The organism is Nonomuraea sp. NPDC054003, from assembly GCF_055585125.1.
In genome coordinates this window covers 540,269-561,086 of sequence record NZ_JBVJKR010000003.1, presented here as the reverse complement: position 1 = coordinate 561,086, position 20,818 = coordinate 540,269, and the positions used below count along the sequence as shown (strand labels likewise).

At 72.2% G+C, this 20,818-nt stretch carries 18 protein-coding genes; 8 read left to right on the top strand and 10 right to left on the bottom strand.

What is annotated here, in order from left to right:
- Positions 1–21: 21 nt before the first annotated feature.
- On the bottom strand, positions 22–2,580 hold the full coding sequence (locus tag ACZ6YG_RS10160; RefSeq protein ID WP_466017738.1) for a M14 family zinc carboxypeptidase: 2,559 nt from the start codon (positions 2,578–2,580) through the stop codon (positions 22–24).
- A 104-nt stretch (positions 2,581–2,684) separates the two neighbouring features.
- Positions 2,685–5,597: a M36 family metallopeptidase gene (locus tag ACZ6YG_RS10155; protein ID WP_466017737.1), complete on the bottom strand. Its 2,913-nt coding sequence runs from the start codon at positions 5,595–5,597 to the stop codon at positions 2,685–2,687.
- A gap of 327 nt (positions 5,598–5,924) precedes the next feature.
- Here ACZ6YG_RS10155 and ACZ6YG_RS10150 point away from each other — a divergent pair, with 327 nt between their 5' ends.
- Positions 5,925–6,623: a phosphotransferase gene (locus tag ACZ6YG_RS10150; RefSeq protein WP_466017736.1), complete on the top strand. Its 699-nt coding sequence runs from the start codon at positions 5,925–5,927 to the stop codon at positions 6,621–6,623.
- A gap of 3 nt (positions 6,624–6,626) precedes the next feature.
- Here ACZ6YG_RS10150 and ACZ6YG_RS10145 read toward each other — a convergent pair whose 3' ends face one another.
- Positions 6,627–7,418 carry a glycerophosphodiester phosphodiesterase gene (locus ACZ6YG_RS10145; RefSeq protein WP_148033266.1) on the bottom strand — a complete coding sequence of 264 codons (792 nt, stop codon included), beginning with the start codon at positions 7,416–7,418 and terminating at the stop codon, positions 6,627–6,629.
- Between the two features lie 146 nt (positions 7,419–7,564).
- On the opposite strand from ACZ6YG_RS10145, the gene ACZ6YG_RS10140 reads away from it, so the two are divergent.
- A complete protein-coding gene (locus ACZ6YG_RS10140) occupies positions 7,565–8,455 on the top strand; it encodes an NAD(P)-dependent oxidoreductase (RefSeq protein WP_466017735.1) in 891 nt (296 codons plus the stop codon).
- 112 nt (positions 8,456–8,567) lie between these two features.
- Here ACZ6YG_RS10140 and ACZ6YG_RS10135 read toward each other — a convergent pair whose 3' ends face one another.
- Positions 8,568–9,410 carry an AraC family transcriptional regulator gene (locus ACZ6YG_RS10135; RefSeq protein WP_466017734.1) on the bottom strand — a complete coding sequence of 281 codons (843 nt, stop codon included), beginning with the start codon at positions 9,408–9,410 and terminating at the stop codon, positions 8,568–8,570.
- A 37-nt stretch (positions 9,411–9,447) separates the two neighbouring features.
- On the opposite strand from ACZ6YG_RS10135, the gene ACZ6YG_RS10130 reads away from it, so the two are divergent.
- Positions 9,448–10,245, top strand: a complete 798-nt coding sequence (locus tag ACZ6YG_RS10130) for an exodeoxyribonuclease III (protein WP_466017733.1) — start codon at positions 9,448–9,450, stop codon at positions 10,243–10,245.
- Here the strand turns inward: ACZ6YG_RS10130 and ACZ6YG_RS10125 are convergent.
- On the bottom strand, positions 10,215–11,480 hold the full coding sequence (locus ACZ6YG_RS10125) for a cytochrome P450 (RefSeq protein WP_261808740.1): 1,266 nt from the start codon (positions 11,478–11,480) through the stop codon (positions 10,215–10,217). The genes ACZ6YG_RS10130 and ACZ6YG_RS10125 overlap by 31 nt on opposite strands.
- Positions 11,481–11,597: 117 nt before the next feature.
- On the opposite strand from ACZ6YG_RS10125, the gene ACZ6YG_RS10120 reads away from it, so the two are divergent.
- Together ACZ6YG_RS10120 and rraA are read left to right on the top strand one after the other, a co-directional pair.
- The gene (locus ACZ6YG_RS10120) at positions 11,598–12,779 is read left to right on the top strand and encodes a site-2 protease family protein (RefSeq protein ID WP_466017732.1); all 1,182 of its coding nucleotides are present in this window, start codon (positions 11,598–11,600) and stop codon (positions 12,777–12,779) included.
- A 61-nt stretch (positions 12,780–12,840) separates the two neighbouring features.
- On the top strand, positions 12,841–13,314 hold the full coding sequence (gene rraA, locus ACZ6YG_RS10115) for a ribonuclease E activity regulator RraA (RefSeq protein WP_466017731.1): 474 nt from the start codon (positions 12,841–12,843) through the stop codon (positions 13,312–13,314).
- 72 nt (positions 13,315–13,386) lie between these two features.
- On the opposite strand, the gene ACZ6YG_RS10110 is transcribed toward rraA, so the two are convergent.
- Both ACZ6YG_RS10110 and ACZ6YG_RS10105 read right to left on the bottom strand, forming a co-directional pair.
- Entirely contained in the window at positions 13,387–13,749 is a 363-nt protein-coding gene (locus ACZ6YG_RS10110; protein WP_466017730.1) for a cupin domain-containing protein, read from the bottom strand.
- A gap of 68 nt (positions 13,750–13,817) precedes the next feature.
- Entirely contained in the window at positions 13,818–14,282 is a 465-nt protein-coding gene (locus tag ACZ6YG_RS10105; protein ID WP_466017729.1) for a PPOX class F420-dependent oxidoreductase, read from the bottom strand.
- Between the two features lie 163 nt (positions 14,283–14,445).
- On the opposite strand from ACZ6YG_RS10105, the gene ACZ6YG_RS10100 reads away from it, so the two are divergent.
- Positions 14,446–15,981, top strand: coding sequence for a M28 family metallopeptidase (locus ACZ6YG_RS10100; RefSeq protein WP_466017728.1), 1,536 nt, complete (start codon positions 14,446–14,448; stop codon positions 15,979–15,981).
- Positions 15,982–16,030: 49 nt separating this feature from the next.
- Here the strand turns inward: ACZ6YG_RS10100 and ACZ6YG_RS10095 are convergent, their stop codons facing one another.
- Positions 16,031–16,375, bottom strand: coding sequence for an STAS domain-containing protein (locus ACZ6YG_RS10095; protein ID WP_466017727.1), 345 nt, complete (start codon positions 16,373–16,375; stop codon positions 16,031–16,033).
- Positions 16,376–16,527: 152 nt separating this feature from the next.
- On the opposite strand from ACZ6YG_RS10095, the gene ACZ6YG_RS10090 reads away from it, so the two are divergent.
- A complete protein-coding gene (locus tag ACZ6YG_RS10090; protein ID WP_466017726.1) occupies positions 16,528–16,863 on the top strand; it encodes a helix-turn-helix transcriptional regulator in 336 nt (111 codons plus the stop codon).
- On the opposite strand, the gene ACZ6YG_RS10085 is transcribed toward ACZ6YG_RS10090, so the two are convergent.
- Entirely contained in the window at positions 16,864–17,967 is a 1,104-nt protein-coding gene (locus ACZ6YG_RS10085) for a PP2C family protein-serine/threonine phosphatase (RefSeq protein ID WP_466017725.1), read from the bottom strand.
- 221 nt (positions 17,968–18,188) lie between these two features.
- On the opposite strand from ACZ6YG_RS10085, the gene ACZ6YG_RS10080 reads away from it, so the two are divergent.
- Positions 18,189–20,294 carry a SpoIIE family protein phosphatase gene (locus tag ACZ6YG_RS10080; protein ID WP_466017724.1) on the top strand — a complete coding sequence of 702 codons (2,106 nt, stop codon included), beginning with the start codon at positions 18,189–18,191 and terminating at the stop codon, positions 20,292–20,294.
- Here ACZ6YG_RS10080 and ACZ6YG_RS10075 read toward each other — a convergent pair.
- A complete protein-coding gene (locus ACZ6YG_RS10075; protein ID WP_271277891.1) occupies positions 20,283–20,786 on the bottom strand; it encodes a MarR family winged helix-turn-helix transcriptional regulator in 504 nt (167 codons plus the stop codon). The two genes, ACZ6YG_RS10080 and ACZ6YG_RS10075, sit on opposite strands and share 12 nt — an antisense overlap.
- Positions 20,787–20,818 lie beyond the last annotated feature (32 nt).

Here is a 20,818-nt window from a genome sequence, read left to right as displayed (position 1 = left end):
CGGGGCCGCCGGCCACGCCGGCTATCGGGTGGTCACGGGGCTGCCGGTGACGGCGGCGGACCAGTAGAGCGCCCGGGCGACCTGCGGGAACAGGCCCTTCGGGTGGTTGCGGAACAGTGGCTCGGTGCCGAAGAGCACCACCGCCGCGCCCCGCTCGTCCCGCCCGCTCACCACGGCCGCCTGACCAGCCGCCGCGTCCTGGCCGCCGGTGCCGTCCGGGTTCGGACGCCAGTGGCCGGAGACGAGCGGGTCGCCGGCCGCGTACGACTGCTCGACCGTGACCTCGGGCCCGAGGCCGGTGAACCAGCGCGGCGAGTAGACGAACGCGTGGGCGGGCGCGTCACCGGCCACCTGCCCGTCGCCGTTCGTCACCCTGACGACGCCGTTGGCGTCGCCCCGGCCCGCCACGGAGGTCGCGGTGAGCAGCCCCGCGGCGGCGTTGAAGGCCGCGCCGGTGCCGCCGCGTGTGACCACGCCGCCGCTCGCGAGGAACGCGTCGAGCGCCGCCCTGGCCTGCGGGTCGAGCGCGGCGTAGCTGAGCCCGCTGGAGACGACGAGCACGTCCGCGCCGCTCCAGTCGAAGCCGGCGTTCAGCACGGCGGTGGAGACCGGGGTGACGGCGAAGCCCAGCTCGCGCAGCGTGAACAGCTCGTCGGCGGAGACCGCCGCGGCGACGCGGACCGGCGTCAGCGGGACGCCGTCGCCCGAGCGCGCCCTGGTGAAGGCCACGCCGTAGCGGTCGGCCACGGCTTCGGCGGCGCCGCGGGTCCCGGCGGGGACGACCACGGCCCCGTCCGCCCAGACCGCCTCGACCCCCTGGGAGAGCAGGTCGTTCACGGCCCGCACCTCCTTGGCGTCACGCACGGCCAGCGCCAGCGGCCCGCGCCCGTCCGGCACGGACCCGGTCGGCGCGGCCGCGCTCACCGGCACGCCGAGCACGTGGAGCGAGCCGGAGGCGACGGTGTCCACCGTGGCGCCCCAGAGCAGGGCGTGGCTCCAGCCGGAGATGTCGTACATGGCATCCACCCGTGGGGAGATGTCCTGCCCCGGCTCCAGCATCACGTTCGCCAGCCCCCGCTTGGGCTGGCGCATGTCGACCACGTACGAGCCCGCCGGATAGGTCTTCCCGCCGGCCCGGAACGGCAGCTTCGCCCGCTCCACCCGGACGTCGTTGGCGACCAGGTGGTCCACCAGGCGGGCCGCCGCCGTGGCCGAGCGCTGCGCGTTCCCCGCAGGGATGACGTACGCGCGCGGGTAGGTGGTGGTGTAGACGTCCTCGGGCCCGAACCCGGGCACGATGCCCAGCGGCACCTCCTTGGCCGGCTCGCCCGCCGCGCCGCGCCTGAACACCTCGATCTGGTCGGCGATGATCCGGTCGTGCCGGGAGTCCACGAACGCGTACGTGGCCCGGACGGCCGCGGCGGCGATGTCGACGTTGATGGCGGAGCGGCGGCGCAGCTCCTCGACGGGCCGGTTGGTGTAGTCGGAGCCGTTCACCCGCATCGGGAACTCGATCGTGTGCGAGGCGACCGCCCCCTGGAACGGCGCGTACTGCGGGGTGAAGATCGGCGGCCAGTCGTCCCAGCCCTCGGCGGAGTCCCGGAACGGGATCTGCGGCGGGAACACCCCGTCCGCCTCCGGCGTGTAGCCGAGCTCCAGGATGGCCGCCTCGATGCCCAGGCCGTTGGGGTAGGCGTTGGTGATGAACAGGTCGTACTCGTAGTTGGCGCCGTGCGGCGGCGTGGTGGGCTCGACGAGCGTGCCGTTGACGTACCCGTGCAGGTCGAGCATGGCCACCGGCTGCGTGTCGATCATGATCTGGCGCATCACCCGGGTCTCCGGCTGGGAGGCCGTGATGAAGTCGCGGTTCAGGTCGAACCCGGCGCCGTTCTGCCGGGTCCCGGCGATGCGGCCGTCGGGGTTGGCGGTCACGTTGAAGTACAGCCTGGTCCGCCCCAGCAGGGCGGCGGTCCTGGGGTCGGTGCTGGTGGCGAGCTCCTCGATGACGCGCAGGACGGCGTCGGTGCCCTCCCACTCGTTGCCGTGGATGTTGCCGTTGAAGAAGACCGGCGCCTTGTACTTCTTGACGAGCTTCCGGTCGCGGGCCGCCCCGGCGGGGTCGTTCTCGATGCGCTCGCGGATCCGGTCCTGCTCGCGCGCCTCGCCGCGGCTCTCGGGCGCGGTGACGGTCACCAGGTAGAGGTCGTGGCCGTCGTGGCTGCGGCCGGTGATCTCGGCGCTCACCCGGTCGCTGCGCTTCTGCAGGTCGTTCAGCTTGGCGGCGATGCCGTGGTACGGGACGAGACCGAGCTTGATGGCGGCGTCGGCGGGGTTCTCGGCGGGGACGGGCAGCGTGTTCCGCCGGGGGTAGCCCTGGTCATGGCCGGGACGGCGGCGGAAGTCCGCGCCGGGGGCGGCGCGCAGGGCGGAGGCCCGCTCGCCGAGGCCGGCGGCCTCTTCGTTGCGCTCCGGCCCGTTGCCGAAGTCTCGGGAGGGCGGTACGGGCTCGGCGACGGCCACTCCTGGGGCGAGCAGCGCGACGGAGAAGGCGACGGCCGCGAGGGCGGCGGGTAGACGCACGGAAGGCCTCCACGGGTGTTGTGCGATGCGACGGCGCGGATCCGGGGGTCCGCGCCGTCACCGCGGCCCGCGCCCGTGCCGGGCGCGGGCCGCGATCCGGGACGTCAGTGCGAGAACGCCTGGAACTCGGCGGCCCTGACCTGGTCGCGGAGCGGGCTGGCCGTTCCGCAGTCGGTCGCCGAGTTGGGGTCCTCGTCCTGCTCTCCGGCGTACAGCGGGTTGCCCGTGCACTGGGTGGTCAGCGCGCGGATCATGAGGTGGGTGGCGTCGGTGGCGGGCACGCGGAACGACTTGATGAGCAGGTCGGCTCCGCGGGGCCGGGGCAGCGCCGTGTCGAAGGCGTCCGCCCGGCTGGTGTAGATCTTCCTGAACTTCGCCGGGTCGGCGCAGTCCTTGGCGCAGGCCAGCACCTCGAACGAGCGCAGGGCCGAGAACCGGTTCTGGCCGCCCGGGTCGGCCGGGTCGTTGACGTTGGGCCGCAGCATGGCGCTCACCTGGACGCGGCGGATCTTGACGGGCTTGTCGCCCGCCAGGTCCACGGTGACCGACTTGCCGGCCGGGGCGCCGGTGAGCGAGGCCCAGTTCGTGGCCTCGGTCTCGTCGATGAGCCTGCCGTGGTTGACGCCGTCGCCCGCCGCCGTGGCGCCGGCCGCGCCGGAGGCGTGGTTGCGGGTCAGGGCCAGCGGGAGCGGCAGCGTGACGCCGGGCACCACCGCGCCCTTGATCCTGGTGTGCCCGAAGCCGGCTCCGGTGACCACGAAGTCGTACACGCCGGGCGTCATCTCGACGGTGTCGCCCAGCTCGGTGGCCGGGTCGGTGTCGGCGACCGGCACCGCGCGGCCCTCGTAGTCGCCCACGTACAGCCGCAGCGCCGCGCCCTTGGCCTCACCCAGCGGCTTGAGCTTGAGCGAGCCGTTACGGCCTTCGGGGTCGACGAAGCTCGGCGTCGGGTCCGGGTCGCCGGAGCCGTTGCTGGCCGCGTCCGCGCCCAGGCCCCGAGCGGCGAACGCGCGCCACATGATGTCGTGGTTCCTGCCGCCGAACCGGATGGTGTCGGCGGCGAGCAGCGCGTCGCGGTGGTCGACGTAGCTGACCGCGCCGGAGGCCATGAGCAGCAGCGCGTCGAACGAGATCTGCGCCCAGCGCCGGTTGCCCGGGCACTTGTCCACCGGCCTCTTGCCGTCCGCGCACTCCCGCTGCTGCTTGGCGGTGCCCTTGCCGTACCGCTTGACGAACGCCTCGCGCACGTCGAACTGGGTCGCCGTCCAGATCTCGCCGTCGGCGTGGACCTGCTGGCCCACCAGGTCGTAGGCGATGTCGCTGTAGTTCAGCGGCGACTTGGACATGTCGTAGTTGCGGATGCCGCGCTCCGGGTCACCGGTGACGTACCCGCCGGTCACGTACGGGGTCTTGCCCGCGGGGCGGAACCCGTACTCGAACAGGTACTCCATCGAGATCAGGTCGGAGGTGCTCTCGTTCATGGCGCCGGCCTGGGCGCCGCTCCAGCCGGCGTTCGGGCCGCCGATCATGCGCCCGGAAATCGCGTGGCTGTACTCGTGCCCGATCACGGACATGTCGTAGTCGCCGTCGACGCACGGCGCGTAGAAGGCGCCGGCGATGGGCTGCCACAGGTACATGTTGGTGATCGGCGCGACCCCGTCGGGGCCGGTGATCTGGTTGGCGTTGTCGCGCACGGTCAGGTCGCGGGCGCCGGCCTGCGCGTTTCCCTGCTCGGGGTCGCCGCCGAGCCCGCCGCGCTCGCCGTTGTCCTGCTGCATGTTCCACGCGGTCTCGGTGAAGCCGAGCCGGTAGGACCAGTCGTGCATGCGGTTGTGCATCACGTGCAGGTTGGCGATCGCCGCCTCCAGGTCGGCCTCGCCCTCCTGGTCGAACACGGCCGGGTTGCACTTGGCCTCGAACCAGGTGTTGCGCCACGGGTACTGGTAGTTCCGGCCCGGCGTGAGCACGTTGCTGCGGGTGCCGACGGTGAACGGGTCGCCGCTGGCGCGGTTCTCGTACGTGCGCGCGGCGTTGCCGAGGCTGGTGCCGGTGGGCTGGTCCGTGGCGTGGTCCACGTCCCACGCCTTGCCGGTCGCCGGGTCCCCGCCGGGCACGTAGTCACAGCCACGCTCGCCCTCGTGGCACCAGGTCTCGCGGGTGTCGCGGGAGGAGTAGTTCGCCGGCGGGTTGGCGGGGAAGACGTCCCACTTCGGGTTGTCCGCGTCGTGGTGGTGGTCGACGAGGTTCTCGCGGACCAGGATCTGGCCGCTCACCGCGTCCACGTGCGTGGTGTACGCGGCGGCCTCGCCGTCGGCGCCGCCGATCAGGACGACCTCGTACGCGCTGTGCACGCCGTCGGGCGCGGGCACCGCGACCTTGGTGACCCGCTTGGTGACGGCGGTGGCCAGGTCGATCTCGCCGTCCCTCGCCGCGATCTCCAGCGCCTGCTGCTCGCTGAGCGTGGCCGCCGGCGGCGCGGCGCTCTCGCGTGACAGCGTCGAGGTGACGTGCCGTACGGTCCCGTCATGGACGCCGACGGCGACCATGCCGTCCACCCCTGCGGGCAGGTCGCCGAAGCGCTGGCGCAGGAGCACGGCGTGGCCGTCGCCGATCGGGTTGACGGCGACCTTCTCCAGCGCGTCGACCGCCTCGGCGGACAGGCCGAACAGCCGCTCGTTGTTCTTGAGGTACGCGCGCGCGGCCTGCTCAGGGTCTGACCCGAGGCCCTCGGCGAGCGGTTGGGCGGCGGTGACGACGGCAGGGGTGCCGAGAGCGTTCCATCGGACGGTCGCCTCGGGCGCGGCGGTGCGCGCGTTGGCCCCGATCGGCGGCGGGACCGTTCCCTGCCGGTTGTCGACGTCGGGTTTGCCGTGTTCCTCTGCTTGGAAGTCGTGGACGATCGGGTCGTTGCCGGCGGTTCGGGTCTGCTCGCTCAGGGCCGGCGTGGCGAGGGGCAGGACTAACGCCGCGGTGGCGGCGACGACAACGGTGCTGCGTAACCAGGGTATGGTCGGCACGTTTTCCCTCCAGTGGTGCCCGGGACGCGCGGTTTCACCCGCATCCGCAAGAGGTAGCACCGGCCGGATGGCCTGACAAGATCTTGTCAAGCACGAAAAATCGGCGTATAAGCAGATACACCCGTTTAGCTGGCTTTTTTGTATGTCCAAATGTGGACAAAGCTTGTTCCTTGGCAGTTCTCCATCTTGGAGATTGCCCTGCCTGTTGAGAGCCTGAGCTGAGGCGTTCCTGCGAGCCCAGAGGCAGGTGGGTGAGAGTTGGAGACTCGCCTCGATGGAGGCAACGACGGGGGCGCGACCCGCTTGGGCGCGACAGTGAGGAGGACCGTGCGCTCGTGGACCCCGGCCGTCCACGAGCTGCTGAGACACCTGGAGCGCGTCGGCTTCGCCGGGGCGCCGCGCGTGGTCGGCGTCGACAGCCAGGGGCGGGAGGTCCTGACCTTCCTCGAAGGCGAGACGCTGGGCACCCGCCAGGTGTGGCCCGAGTGGACCCGCACCGAGGACGCGCTGCGGCAGGTGGCCTGGTGGCTGCGTGACTACCACAAGGCCGTGGCGGGGTTCGTGCCGCCGCCGGACGCGGCCTGGCGCGGCGGGGGGCGCTGGCGGCCCGGCCTGATCATCGCGCACAACGACGCCAGCCCGTTCAACGCCGCCTGGCACGACGGCCGCCTGACCGGCTTCTTCGACTGGGACTTCGCCGGCCCGGTCTCGGTGGAGTCCGACGTGGCGTGGATGGCGCTGAGCTGGGTGCCGCTGCACTCCCGGCACGTTGCCGCCGCGGAGGGCTTCACCTCGTTCGAGGCCAGGCCCAAGCGGCTGCGGCAGTTCCTGTCGGCGTACGGCTGGGGCGGCGACCCGCAGGTGATCGTCAACGAGATCCAGGCGCGGATGACCGCCCGCGCGCTGGCGATCCGCCGCGGCGCCGCCGCCGGCGACATCCTCTACACCAAGCTGCTGCGCCTCGGCACCGCCGACGACATGGACCGTGCCGTACGCGAGCTGAACGACTTCAGCGCGGCCAGGTAGCCGTCAGTCGCACCGGCCCTCCAGCCAGCGGCGGTACTCCAGCGGGTAGTTGGTCATGATGCTGATCGGGCGGAGCTTGAGAATGCTCTGCCAGCGGTGGGTGTTGCCCTTCCAGCCGGGCGGCGGCTCGTCCCAGACGACGCTGTCGGTCCAGCGCGCGTGCTCGCCCTTGAGCAGCGACGGGTGGCGCTTGGCCAGTTGGTTCTGGATCCACGGGTCGGTCGAGTAGACCATGATCGGCTGGAGGTCCTGCCGCTCCAGGAGCGGGTAGGAGAGCTCCCGCCACGCGGCGGCGGAGTGAGCCTTGCTGGCCAGGACGCGCTTGGCCTCCGGCTTGACCTCCAGGAGGGCGATCATGCGGACCGACGCGACATGCTGCAGCCAGGCGCGCAGCGTGTAGACCTTCTCGCCCTTGTAGGGGCCGCGGGAGATCCGGCGGGACCTGAGATTGCCGTCGCCGGTGCTCCACCACAGGTCGGTGATCGCCCGCCGGGGACCGGTCAGGCCGTTGGTGGTGGTGTTGTGCCACATGACGGCCTTGGTGCCGTGCTTGGTGAGCTGGACGTCGGCCTCGACGCCCTGGGCGCCGGAGCGCCGCATGTGGCGCACGGCGCTCGGGTTGTTGGCCTGGCGGATGCGGTCCTTGAGGCTGGCGCCGGGGTTGTCGGGATAGCCCCCGTGGCCGAAGATCAGCGGGCAGCGGGGCGGTTTCGCGGCCGCCGCCGGCGTGGTCAGAGCGGATGTGGTGAGTACGACCGCCGCCGTCGCCACAGTGATTTTGCGCGTTCTTGCCATGTGGCCCCCCTAGCCGAACAGGTTTGAACACCCAGAACGAGGCTAGATGCACGCATCCGTACGATCAAGGCACCGCCGGACACGGCGTGGCGAGGTGTCACAACCGTACAAGACCCGGACCGGCCGTTCCGGCTACAACAAGCCCCATGAACGTCGGTTTCCTCGGGCTCGGCCTGATGGGGCAGCCCATGGCAGTGAACCTGGCACGCGCCGGGATCCCCCTCGTGGTGTGGAACCGCACCCCCGGACGCTGCGACCCGGTCCGCGCGGCGGGGGCGGAGGTGGCCGCGAGCCCCGACGAGGTGCTGCGGCGGGCGCGGGTGTCGATCCTCATGCTGGCCGACGAGTCCGCCATGGACACGGTGCTGGGACGGGGTACGCCGCGGTTCGCCGGGAACGTGGCCGGTCGCGTCATCGTGCACATGGGCACCACCTCGCCCGGCTACTCGGCAGGGCTGGAGGCCGACGTCCTGGCCGCCGGGGGCGGATACGTGGAGTCCCCCGTCTCCGGGTCACGCCGGCCCGCCGAGGAGGGGCGGCTGGTGGCGATGCTCGCCGGGCGCGCCGGGACGGTCGAGGAGGTACGGCCGCTGCTGCGCCCGATGTGCGCCGAGGCCTTCGACTGCGGGCCGGTGCCGGGGGCGCTGCTGATGAAGCTGGCCGTCAACGTGTTCCTGATCACGACGGTCACCGGGCTGGCGGAGGCGGTGCACTTCGCCCGCGGGCACGGACTGGACGTGCACCGGCTGCGCGAGGTGCTCGACTCGGGGCCGATGGCCAGCGACGTGTCCAGGACCAAGGCGGCCAAGCTGGTGCGGGAGGACTTCACCGCCCAGGCGGCGATCGCGGACGTGCTCAAGAACAACCGGCTGATCGCCGAGGCGGCCAGGGAACGGGGACTGGCCTCACCCCTGCTGGACGTCTGCCACGCGCTCTTCGGCGAGACGCTCGCACTCGGCCACGGCGCCCAGGACATGGCCGCCGTCATCCACGCCCTCGAAAAGCGCACCGCGACCCCCAACCCGGACCCGACCTGACCGGACGACCGCCCCCGCCACCCAGCCGCGAGCCGACCCGCTCGGGCGATCGCCCGTACCGGACGGGTCCCGCCCGATCGGGCGACCGCCTGTGCGGAGGGTCCGCGGGAGGTCAGGGGAGGGCGGCTCGCCAGGCGGCCGGGGTGCGGCCGTACGCGCGTTTGAACATGCGGGTCATGTGGGCCTGGTCGGCGAAGCCCGCCCCCACCGCCGCCTCGCGCGCCGGCGTGCCCGCCAGGAGCAGCCGCCGCACCAGGTCGAGCTGCCGCATGGTGCGGAAGCGCGTCGGGCTGGTGCCGTACGCGGCCCTGAACTGGCGCGCGATCGTCCACCGGTCCAGCCCTGCCACCCGCTCGAACTCCTCGACCGGCCGCCGCACCACCGGGTCGCTCGCGATCAGCTCACGCACCCGGCCCAGCGCCGCCATCGGGAGCGGCCCCCGGCGCCCGTACCGCGCCGATCCGTACAGAGCCGACCCGTGCCGTGCCGACCCGTACCGGGCCAGCATCCCGGCGACCAGCACGCCGACCTCCACCCGCGCGAAGCCGTCGAGCGGCTCGTCAAGCCCGGCCAGGCAGGCCGCGAGCGACGCGGGCACGCCGCGCCCCCGGATGACCGGGTCGGCCACGAACGGCAGCGGCGCCCCGCCCAGCGCCTCCTGCACCAGCGCCGGGTCGATGTAGAAGATCCGGTAGCCGAACCCGTCGCCGGTCCCCGCCGCCCCGTCGTGCACCTCGTCCGGATGGAGCACGTGCCACTCCCCCGGCAGGCAGTGACGCGACTCGCCCCGGTAGCGGAACGTCTGCACGCCGGCGAGCGTCACGCCGATCGCGTACGTGTCGTGGCGGTGCGGCGAGAACGCCACGCCCACCAGCGACGCCTCCAGCCGCTCGATGCCCTCGGCCGCGGGCCCGTAACGCAGCCGGTGACCCGCCGGCATTCCTTCCAGCCGCACGCCCGCGACGCTACCTCGCCTCTGACAAGCTGGCACCATGCGCCTGGCGACGTGGAACGTGAACTCGGTCAAGGCCCGGCTGCCGCGCCTGCTCGACTGGCTGGCCGACAAGGAGCCCGACATCGTCTGCCTCCAGGAGACGAAGTGCCCGGCGGACGGCTTCCCGGCGCGGGAGGTGGCCGCGCTCGGGTACGCGACGGCCGCTCACGGCGACGGCCGGTGGAACGGGGTGGCGGTGCTCTCCAGGATCGGGCTGGAGGACGTGTCACTCGGCTTCCCCGGCGAACCGGGCTTCGACTCGGCGAAGGGCACCGTCACGGTCACGCCCGAACCACGGGCCGTGGGCGCGACCTGCGGAGGGCTGCGGGTCTGGTCGATCTACGCGCCGAACGGGCGCACGCTCGACTCGCCGCACTACACGTACAAGCTGGCCTGGTTCGCCGCCTTCGGCGAGGCGGTGCGGGCGGAGTTGCGGGCCGGGCGCGCGGTGGTGGCGTGCGGCGACTTCAACGTGGCGCCGACGGATGCGGACGTGTGGGACCCGGCCGTGTTCGCCGGGTCCACCCATGTCACCCCGGCCGAGCGGCAGGCGCTGACCGAGCTGCGCGCGCTCGGGCTCAGGGACGTGGTGCCGACGCCGATGAAGGGGCCGCACCCGTTCACGTACTGGGACTACCGGGCGGGCATGTTCCACAAGGACATGGGGATGCGCATCGACCTGGTGTACGCGGCCGCGGGCGTCGCCGATCGGGTGCGGTCGGCGTACGTGGACCGCGAGGCCCGCAAGGGGAAGGGGCCGTCCGATCACGCGCCCGTCGTGGTCGACCTCGACTGAGCCGGCACCCGCACGGCGTCGATGACGACGCCGCTGCGCGGCCGGGTGGGGATCCGCCGCAGCGGGATCGTCAGGTCCTGCGGCGGCAGGGTGTACTCCAGGCCGGCCAGCCGCGCGGAGAGGCTCTTCAGCAGTTCGACGGTGACAGCCTCGCCGGGGCACCGGTGGCCGGTGTGCGGGTCGCCGCCGCCCTGCGGCACCAGGTCGTCGCGGCCCGGGGGCGACTCGACGAACCGGCCGGGGTCGAAGGTGTACGGGTCCTCCCACAGTCCGGCGTCGTGGTTCTGCCCGTACAGGTCGAGCAGGACGAGCGTGCCCTCGGGGATGCGGAGGTCGCGCCAGGTCAGGTCGCCGGCCGCCCGGCCGCCGATGAACGGGGCGAACGGGTAGAAGCGCCTGACCTCCTGGGCGAACGCCTCGGCGTACGCGGGATCGGCGAGCGCTTGCCTGAGGTGCGGCCGGCGGTGCAGCGCGTGCCCGGCGAAGGCGACGAACCAGGCGACGGCGACGGTCGGCCTGATGAGGTTGATCAGCTCGACCGCGGCGACGTGCGACGGCAGCGGCTGCCCCTCGTTGTCGTGGTGGCGTTCGACGAGGTCGGCGGGCGAGCCGGCGGGCAGGGTGACCTTGCCGGCGCGGGCGTCGTCGAACAGCCGGGTGAGCCAGCGCTCCCTGCGTTTCCTGGCACGCCTGGCCCGCCAGTGGCGCGGCCCCGGCGTGGCGAACCCGTCGACCATGGCCACCATGTCCTCCGCGACCGCCTTGACGCCGGCCTCGGCCACGGGCACGCCCGCCCAGCGGCAGGCTCCCCTGGCGATGATCTCCGCGGCCTCGTCGAAGAGCACCACGGGCGAGCGTCCCGGCCAGGTCGCGACGGTCTCGTCCCACGCGTCGCCGACGTGGCGGACCAGGCGGGCGACCGACTCGGGGTCGGCCAGCACGGACATGAAGAGCGCCTTGCGCGCCCGGTGGGCGGCGCCGTCGAGCGAGTGCACCCCGCCCTTGCCGAGCAGGGTGGCCTGGATCGGCTCGGGAAGTGCGCCGTGCCGCAGCACGTGGCGCTCGTCGTACAGGAACCGCACCGCCTCCGGCCCGCGCAGGGCGGTGGCCCGGTTGCCCATGACCCGGGTCATCACGTCGCCGCGGGTCCGCCGGAGCAGGTCGGGCAGCCAGGCGTAACCGCGGGTGAGCAGGACCAACGTGTTGTCGAGCGGGGTGAAACGTCGTCTCGTCACCCGGTGCGACCTGCCCGGCGCTCCCGTCCCGAAACCGGATCGGAGCAGGTCGGGGCCGGTGACCTCGGTCGCGGCGTGGGTAGGCGCATGGCGGACGTCGGCTCCGTTGGAGGGAAGATGCGCTCAACGATCCCACTCGGCCGGATCGGCGGTGTCCCGGTCGGGATGAACCTCAGCGTGCTGCTCATCGTCGCGATCCTGGTGTTCGGGCTGGCCTTCGGCCGGTTCCCGCTGACCTTCCCCGGCCTGTCCACGGCCGCCTACCTGGCCGCAGGGGTGGTGGCCGCCCTGCTGTTCATGGCCTCCCTGCTGGCCCACGAGGTGGCGCACGCGCTGATGGCGGGGCGTCACGGCATCGGGGTGTCGCGGATCACGCTGTGGCTGCTCGGCGGGGTGGCGGAGCTGCGCGGCGAGCCCAAGACGCCCCGCGCCGACCTGCAGATCGCGGTGGTGGGGCCGCTGACGAGCCTGGTGGCGGGCCTGCTGTTCGGTGTGGTGGCGGTCCTGGTCCGGGCCGCCGCCGGGCCGTCGCTCGCCGGGGACGTGTTCGTCTATCTGGCGGCGGTGAACGTGCTGCTGGCCGTCTTCAACCTGGTCCCGGCCGCGCCGCTGGACGGCGGCCGGGTGCTGCGCGCCGCGCTGTGGTGGCGGTGGGGCGACCGCGGCAGGGCCGCCGTCGCCGCCGCCCGGGCCGGGCGGACGTTCGGGTACGTGCTGATCGCGCTCGGCTTCCTCCAGGTGGCGGTCGGGGCCGGCTTCGGCGGGATCTGGCTGGCGCTGATCGGCCTGTTCCTGGTCAACGCCGCGAGCGCCGAGGAGCAGCAGGCGCAGCTCGGCGTGGCGCTGCGCGGGGTACGGGTGGGCGAGGTGATGTCCCGCGACCCGGTGGTGTCGCGTCCCGACGAGACCGTGGCGGACCTGATCGAGGAGGTGGTGCTCAGCCGCCGCCTGTCGACCTATCCGCTGGTGGACGAGCGTGGCGGCTTCGCGGGGCTGGTCACGCTGAACCGCATCCGGCAGTTGCCGCCCGAGGCGCGGGCCACCACCCGGCTGGCGGACATCGCCTGCCCGCCCGGCGAGGTGCCCAGGTCCACGCCGGAGGAGCCGCTGATGGACCTGCTGCCCCGGATGACGGGCTGCGCCGACGGCCGGGCGGTGGTGCTCGATCCCGGCGGCCACCTGGTCGGCCTGCTCACGCCGACCGACATCAGCCGCGCCATCCAGACCTCCGGCCTGCACACCGGCGTCCACGCGCCGCGCGGCGCCGACCTGGCCATGCCGTGGCGCCACCACCGGTAGCGGGACGCCGCCCGCTGGGCTGTAGCTTGTGTCGCCGTACCGGACCGTCGAAGGAGCCCCCATGACCGTCATCACCGCCGACCTGTACGACGAGCGCGGCGACGAGCTCGACTCCTGCGACCTGCAACTGCGTCAGTACGGGGGACGTCGCGCGTTCCGCGGCCGGATCGCGACCGTGCGCTGCCACCAGGACAACGCCCTGGTCAAGGCGGCCCTGGCGGAGCCCGGTGAGGGGCGGGTGCTGGTGGTCGACGGCGGCGGCTCGGTGAGCACGGCGCTGATGGGAGACGTGATCGCGGGGTCCGCGGTGGCCAACGGCTGGGCGGGCGTGGTGATCAACGGCGCGGTGCGCGACGTCACCGCGCTGCGCGAACTCGACCTGGGCGTCAAGGCGCTGGGCAGCAACCCACGCAAGAGCGCCAAGGACGGCGCGGGCGAGCGTGACGTGCCGGTGACGTTCGGCGACGTCACCTTCCTTCCGGGCGCGGAGCTGTGGAGCGACGACGACGGGATCCTGGTGACCCGGCTGCCGTGACGGAGGACCGCCGGGGGCCGCTCCGCGTAGGAGAACACGGGAGCCCCAGAGGGCCCCACGTGTCCGGATTTTTCAGGACTCCTTTGCCTTGGCGTACTCAGCGGCACCACCCGCGAAGTCGTAGACGATCACCTGCTCGTCACCCATCACCCACGCGTCGTGTCCCGGCGTGCAGACGAAGAGCTCGCCGGGCCCGACCTCCGTCTCGGTGCCGTCGTCCATCCTGATCAACAGGCGGCCGCGGACCACGAGCCCGTTGTGGTGGATCTGGCAGGACTCCGTTCCGGCGATCGGCTTGACCGACTCCGACCAGCGCCATCCGGGCTCGAAGGTGGACACGCCGAAGCTGAGCCCGCTCAGCTCCAGCACTTCCAGATGGCCCTGCGGGAAGTCTCGGCGCTCGTCCGGCTTGTCGAGACCCTTGACTTCGATCATGACGTCCCCCCTCCGTCATTTTCAGTCTCCGCCTCGGCGCGGGGTCACCACAAGGGTGAACACCCAGGTCACCCGGCCAGCCGCGCGGGGAAGCCGCCGGTGGCGATCGGTCCCCAGCGCTCGATGTGGAGGCGGATGAGCGACTTGTCCTGGCGGCGCATGGCCTCGCGGTACTCGTCCCAGTCGGGGTGCTCGCCCGAGATGCACCGGAAGTACTCGACCAGGCCGTCGAGCGCCTCGGGCATGTCGAGCACCTCCGCGCGCCCGTCGACCTGCACGTACGGGCCGTCCCAGTCGTCGGACAGCACGCAGACGGACACCCGGTCGTCACGGCGGGCGTTGCGCGCCTTGGCCCGGTCGGGGTACGTGGAGATCACGATCCTTCCGTCGCCGTCGACGCCGCAGGCGACGGGCGAAAGCTGGGGCCGCCCGTCCGCCCGTGCGGTGGAGAGCAGGCCGTGATGCCGGGGGCGGAGGAAGTCGAGCAGTTCGGGCAGTTCCACGCGCTTGGCGGTGGCGATCCTCGGAGACATGCCGCCCACCCTACGGTGACGGGTAATCCTCCTGACCCGTTCTGACTCCGTGATGCAACAGATGCATTGCCACATCTTCCCCGATAGCCGGATTTATCAATAAGTTCGGGGAACGCGCGCTTTTTGACCCCGGGGTCACCTCCCATGGTTCTGAGGAGCAATCATGCGTTCCCGCCTGCGTAAATGCGTGGTCGGCGCGGTCGCCGCCGCAGTGGCGCTCTCCACGGTCGCCGCCGCCGGACCGGCTCAAGCCCACCCCAAACCCCACGACAACGTAAGCAAGATCGTCAAGGCTGTCTCGGGCAAGAACGTCAAGAAGCACCTCAAGGTGTTCCAGGCGATCGCCGACAGGTTCGACGGCACCCGCGTGTCGGGCACCAAGGGCTACGACGCCTCCCGCGACTACGTCGCCCTGCGGCTGCGCCTGGCCGGCTACAAGGTGACGGTCCAGCCGTTCGAGTTCCTCTTCGAGGGTTACCGGACACCGCCGGTGCTCAAGCGGACCGCGCCGGAGCAGGAGACCTACACCTACGGGTTCTTCAGCGACTACATCGCCATGGGCGACTCCCCCGCCGGTTCGGTGAGCGGCCAGGTCCAGCCGGTGGACGTGGTCCTGCCGCCGGGCGAGCCCAACAGCTCCAGCTCCGGCTGCGAGGCGAGCGACTTCGAGGGCTTCACCGCGGGCGGCATCGCGCTCATGCAGCGCGGCACCTGCAACTTCCGGGTCAAGGTGGAGAACGCGATCGCCGCGGGCGCGACCGGCGCCATCATCTTCAACGAGGGCCAGGAAGGCCGCACCGAGATCGACCTGAACCCGGTGCTCGGCGGCCCCGGGATCACGATCCCGTCGTTCTTCACCAGCTTCGCCGTCGGCCAGGAGCTCGCCGCCGAGGGCACGTCCGTCACGATGAACTGGGACCCGATCTCCGAGACGCGGACCACGTACAACGTGATCGCGGAGAGCCGGAAGGGCGACCCGGACAACGTGGTCATGCTCGGCGCGCACCTCGACAGCGTGCAGGAGGGCCCCGGCATCAACGACAACGGCTCGGGCAGCGCCGGCACCCTCGAAGTGGCGCTGCAGATGGCCAAGCTCAAGCCGAAGAACAAGATGCGCTTCGCGTTCTGGGGCGCCGAGGAGTTCGGCCTGCTCGGCTCCGAGCACTACGTGGCCAACCTCACGGAGGCGGAGCGGGCCAAGATCGCTCTGTACCTCAACTTCGACATGATCGCCTCGCCGAACTACACCTTCGGCATCTACGACGGTGACGGCGACGCCTTCGGCACCGCCGGGCCTCCCGGATCCGACCAGATCGAGGCGGACTTCGAGAAGTTCTTCGCCGATCGCGGCGAGCCGTTCAAGGCGACCGCGTTCACCGGCCGCTCGGACTACGGGCCGTTCATCGCGGTCGGCATCCCGGCCGGCGGCCTGTTCACCGGCGCCGAGGTGCTCAAGACGGCGGAGGAGGCCGCGATCTTCGGCGGCACGGCGGGCATCCCGCTCGACCCGTGCTACCACCAGGCCTGCGACACGATCAAGAACATCAGCGACAAGGCGCTGGACGTGAACTCCGACGCGATCGCCACCCTGGCGGCCACCTACGCCTTCGACACCGGCACGATGGGCGCCGCCGCGCCGACCCAGGCTCGCGCCGCCCAGGCCGAGCACCGCCACGGACCGGCGGAGGCGCTGAAGTAGACACTCTCCCCCGGCGCCCGCTCCCCCACGGGGCGGGCGTCGCCGGGTGTCAGTCGAGTGGGGGCAGTCCGAGCACGTCGATCAGGCGGCGCATCTGCCGCGGGGTGTTGCGGACGACGACGCCGTCGCACGCGGCGAGGCCGAGCAGCGAGCGCAGCCCCGCCAGGTCGATGAAGCCGACGCGGCCGACGTCCACGATCAGGTCGGCGTCGATGCGCCGGGCGCGCTGCAGCGCGGACACCGCCTCCGCGCGGTTGGTGACGTCGATGTCGCCCTCCAGCCGCACCAGCGAGGGACCCGGCATCACCGTGCAGGTGACGCGGAGCAGGCTGTCGACATACAGCAGATGCTCAGCCGCCGGCACGTAGGCGTGCCCGGCACCACTCATCACCATCGCATCTCCCGCCAGCGCACGCATCGACCCGACCCCTCGTCCCTAGGCCTCGCCACGACCCGGCCAACCTCCTGCCAACACAATACAGGAAGAAGTTTTCTGTATAAAATGTTCCGGTACGGAAATCGAGCCCCAAGGAGGGCCGCAAGTCGATGAACGGCGTCGTCGATCGGCGATCGGGCTGGACGTTCCTGACCAACCACGCCCGGGTGCTCATAGCCGTGTCCGCCGATCCCCAGGTGCGGCTCCGCGACATGGCCGCGAAGATCGGCATCACCGAGCGCGCCGCCCAGGGCATCGTCTCCGATCTGGAGGACGCCGGATACCTCATGCGCGAGCGGATGGGGCGCCGCAACCGCTACGAGATCAATCCGAGCGCCGAGCTGCGCCACCACACCGAGGCCGGCATCCCGGTCCAGGCGTTGATCGACATGTTCCGCCACCGCGACCTCGGGCCCGCCGGCGCGGAGGAGAGCGACCCCTCCTGATCAGTGCCGCCCCGACCCGCTCCTGCGCAACGTGAGGATGGCCAGGTCGTCGCCGAAGTCGGCGGCGGTGAACGCGTGCAGGTCGTCCAGCAGGGCCTCGGCGAGGGCCGACGAAGAACGCCTGGCCCAGGCCCGCAGCCGGGGCTCCAGCGGGTAGAAGGCGCCGCGGGGGTCGCGCGCCTCGGTGACCCCGTCGGTGCACAGCAGCATCGTCGCGTCCAGCGGGAAGGCGAAACGCACCGCCTCGCGGCGCTTGTCCGCCAGCCGGCCCAGGCCGAGAGGGAGCTCCGGCTCGCCCAGGTCGGCCTGCCAGGCGTGGGAGTGGGCGACCAGGTAGGGGGCGATGTGGCCGCAGTTGACCGCCTCCACCTCCACACGGGCGTCGATGTGCAGCACGAGGGCGGTGACGAACCGCTCGTGCTCGCCGGTGCGCCGGGCGCCCTCGTTGTGCCTGACCACCGCGGTCTCCAGCGCCTCCACCACCCCGGCCAGACTCCGCTCCCGGTGGGCCGCCTCCCGGAACGCGCCCAGCAGCGCGATGGCCGCCCCGATCGCGTGCAGCCCCTTGCCCTGCACGTCAGCGATCATCACCCGGGTGCCGTGATCGGTGTCGACGACCTCGTACATGTCGCCGCCGACCGTGGCGTCCTCCTCCACGGGCTCGTAGACCCCGTCCACGACCACGTCGGCAGTGCGCACCGGCAGCGGGCGGACGATCTGGCTCTGCAGCGCCGCGCCGGCCGAGCGCAGCCGGTGGATCTCCTCCTCGCGCGCGATCCGGTAGCGGCAGCTGAGCACGCTCCACACGCCGAACAGGGCCGTGAACGTCATCGCGCCCAGGTCCATGCCGATGCCCTCGCCCTCGGACGCCACGACGAAGCCGATCACCACGACCACCCACACGGACGCCGTGGTCGTCTGCGCCACACTGCCCACGCCGGAGATGACCGCGGGCAGGAAGATGAGCAGCGGCACCAGCCGGTCGACGGCCCCGACCAGCAGGCCGAGTCCGAGCACGGCCACGGTGACGACGAGCAGCATGGCGGCGAACGTCCACTCTGACAGAACGGCCCGCCCGCGCCGCACCCGCCTCGAACCCCTCACGCCTCCCCCGATGCCCTAGCTCCACCTGCCCCATACCCATCGACCTGCGGAAAAGCCGACCTCAAGGCCGCGAAACCGGATGACGGCGCCCGAGATTTTAGGTTTGGCTGATGCTTTATGGATGCATCCTGCCTGTATGAGGGATTTCGGAGGACCGTTTCCACGGGCTCCGCACGCAGGGGGCCGGACGGGCTAGCGGCGTGCGACAGGAGTTCGAGCCCATGGCGGCTCCCGGTCCGGAGGCGCGGCAGCTGCATGACCTGCTCGTGGCGGTCATCGACGCCACCGGGGCCCACCTCGGCGCGCTCTACCTCCTCGACGAGGACCAGGAGTTGCTGCTCATGGACGCCGAGCAGGGCTTCCCCATCACGATCGCCAGGGCCTGGTCGAGAGTGCGCGTCAACGGGCCCGTGCCGTCGGCGGTGGCCCTGCGCGAGCGGCGGCTGGTCTGGCTGGCCGACCAGGAGGAGCTGGCCCGCGACTACCCCGGTGCGGCGCTGTCCCTGCCGTACGACTTCTCGATGGCCGCCGCTCCCATCTGCGCCGGCGACACCGCCTGGGGGGCGCTGCTGCTGGCCTGGCCGCCGGGCCAGACCGAGCTCACCGAGGAACGGCGGCAGCTGATCGAGCGGACGTGCCACCGGATGGGCACGGTGCTGAGCGACGCCGCGCGGCGCGGGCAGCCGGTGACGCCCCGCGTCCGGCCGCGCGTGATCTCGCCCCGGCGGGGGCGGCGGCTCGATCCCGACGCCGGCATGGCCGCCCTGGACTGCCTCAGCGGCCTGCCCGAAGGCTACCTGGCGCTGAACCTGGAAGGCCGGATCACGTTCCTCACCCCGTCGGCCGCCGAACTGCTCGGCGACTCGCCTTCCCAGCTGCTCGGCCGGCGCGCCTGGGAGGCGCTGCCGTGGCTGAACACCCCCGAGTACGAGGACCGCTACCGGGCGGCGGTGATCAGCCAGGAGGCCACCTCCTTCACCGCCCGGCGGCCCAGCGGGCAGTGGCTGGCCTTCCAGCTCTATCCCGCGCCGATGGGCATCAGCGTCCGCGTCACGCCCAGCACCATGGCGCGTGACCCCGGGCATCTCATGCCGGACCAGATGCTGGCCGGGAGCAGGAGGACGGCCAGTTCCACGCTGCACAGCATGCTGCAGCTGACCGCCATGCTCAGCCAGGCGGCCACCGTGCAGGAGATCGTCGACCTGGTGGGCGACCACCTGCTGCCGGTCTTCAACGCGCAGTCCCTGTCCATCCGGACCGCCGAGAGCGGCCGGATGATCCTGCTCGGCAGCCGTGGCACGAGCCGGAAGACCATCGACACGTTCAACGAGTGGTCGACGACCAGGTCGAGCCCGGCAGGCTCCCCGGCCGACGCCGTCGAGCCGGGGTTCTTCGCCTCCCGGCGGGAACTGCGTGAGGTCTACCCTCCGGCGGTCGACGACCCCATCGCGGCCTGCGCGGTGCTGCCGCTGACCACGCAGGGACGGTCGTTCGGCACGCTGGTGATCGGCTACGAACGCCCGCACCACTTCACCGAGGACGAGCGCGCCACCCTCACCTCGCTCGCCGGGCTGGTCGCCCAGGCGCTCGACCGGGCCAAGCTGTACGACGCCAAGCACCGTCTCGCACAGAGCCTTCAGGAAAGCCTGCTCCCGCGCCGCCTGCCGCACATCGACGGGCTGGACGTGGCCGCCCGCTACCTGCCCGCCACCCGCGGCATGGACATCGGCGGCGACTTCTACGACCTGATCAGCCTGGGTGGCGAGTGCGCGGCGGCGGTCATCGGCGACGTGCAGGGCCACGACCCGACGGCGGCGGCGCTGATGGGGCAGGTGCGCACGGCGATCCACGCCTACGCGGCCTCGGGAGCCGATCCCGGCGAGATTCTCGCGCACACCAACCGGCTGGTCATCGACCTGACGCCGAACCGGTTCACCAGCTGCCTCTACATCAACCTCGACCTGCACAACAGGGTGCTGGACGTGGCCAGCGCCGGCCACCTGCCGGCGCTGCTGCACCACCACGGCGGGGCGACCCAGCTGATCGAGCCGGCCCCCGGGCTCCTGCTCGGCATCGACCCGCACGCCGAGTACGAGGCCTCGCAGGTCGCGCTGCCGCCCGGCGGCACGCTCGCCCTCTACACCGACGGGCTGGTCGAAGCGCCCGGCGTGCTGCTGGACGACGCCATCGCCGAACTCTCCCTGCACCTCGGCAGGCTCGCCCGGCGGCCGCTGCAGGAGCTCGCGGACGCCCTCATCGCCCCCTCGTCCAACGTCGACCAGCGCCTCGACGACATCGCGCTGCTCCTGCTGCGCTCAGTCGACTGACGGGGCGCCGGGGAAGACCTCGGCGCGGGCGGCGCGGCAGGACGGGTCCTCCTCCGCTGCCCTCTCCAGGCGGGCCGACAGGAGAGCGGCCGTCTCCTCCAGCCCGGCGAGCCGGTCGGGGCCGAGGGCGTCGAGGACGAGGCGGCGGACGGAGTCGTCGCGCACCTGCCGGGCGCGGGCGGCCGCCTCGCGCCCCTCGGGGGTGAGCGCGATGTCCCAGCCGCGCGCGTCCTCGGCGCACGACTCGCGCCCCAGGAGGCCGCGCTTGGCCATCCGGCCGACCTGGTGGGACAGCCGGCTCTTCTCCCACTGCAGCACCCAGCGCAGCTCCAGCGCGCGCATCCGGCCGCCGGGGGCGTCGAGCAGCGCGTCGAGGACCTGGTAGTCGGCTTCGGACAGCCCGGTGGCCCGGGTCAGCTCGCGGGAGAGGTGAGCCGCGAGCTGGGTGTGCACGGTGCTGTAAGCACGCCACGCGGCCAGGTCGGCTGTCATGCCACCAGCCTACGTCACAAAGGTTGACATGT

Coding starts and splice junctions, on each gene's coding strand:
- ACZ6YG_RS10105 (WP_466017729.1), bottom strand. CDS start 14,282: ATGTCTCCGAGGATCGCCACCGCCAAGCGCGTGGAACTGCCCGAACTG.
- ACZ6YG_RS10080 (WP_466017724.1), top strand. CDS start 18,189: ATGGCGGCTCCCGGTCCGGAGGCGCGGCAGCTGCATGACCTGCTCGTG.
- rraA (WP_466017731.1), top strand. CDS start 12,841: ATGACCGTCATCACCGCCGACCTGTACGACGAGCGCGGCGACGAGCTC.
- ACZ6YG_RS10100 (WP_466017728.1), top strand. CDS start 14,446: ATGCGTTCCCGCCTGCGTAAATGCGTGGTCGGCGCGGTCGCCGCCGCA.
- ACZ6YG_RS10140 (WP_466017735.1), top strand. CDS start 7,565: ATGAACGTCGGTTTCCTCGGGCTCGGCCTGATGGGGCAGCCCATGGCA.
- ACZ6YG_RS10090 (WP_466017726.1), top strand. CDS start 16,528: ATGAACGGCGTCGTCGATCGGCGATCGGGCTGGACGTTCCTGACCAAC.
- ACZ6YG_RS10110 (WP_466017730.1), bottom strand. CDS start 13,749: ATGATCGAAGTCAAGGGTCTCGACAAGCCGGACGAGCGCCGAGACTTC.
- ACZ6YG_RS10075 (WP_271277891.1), bottom strand. CDS start 20,786: ATGACAGCCGACCTGGCCGCGTGGCGTGCTTACAGCACCGTGCACACC.
- ACZ6YG_RS10095 (WP_466017727.1), bottom strand. CDS start 16,375: ATGGTGATGAGTGGTGCCGGGCACGCCTACGTGCCGGCGGCTGAGCAT.
- ACZ6YG_RS10130 (WP_466017733.1), top strand. CDS start 9,448: ATGCGCCTGGCGACGTGGAACGTGAACTCGGTCAAGGCCCGGCTGCCG.
- ACZ6YG_RS10120 (WP_466017732.1), top strand. CDS start 11,598: ATGCGCTCAACGATCCCACTCGGCCGGATCGGCGGTGTCCCGGTCGGG.
- ACZ6YG_RS10145 (WP_148033266.1), bottom strand. CDS start 7,418: ATGGCAAGAACGCGCAAAATCACTGTGGCGACGGCGGCGGTCGTACTC.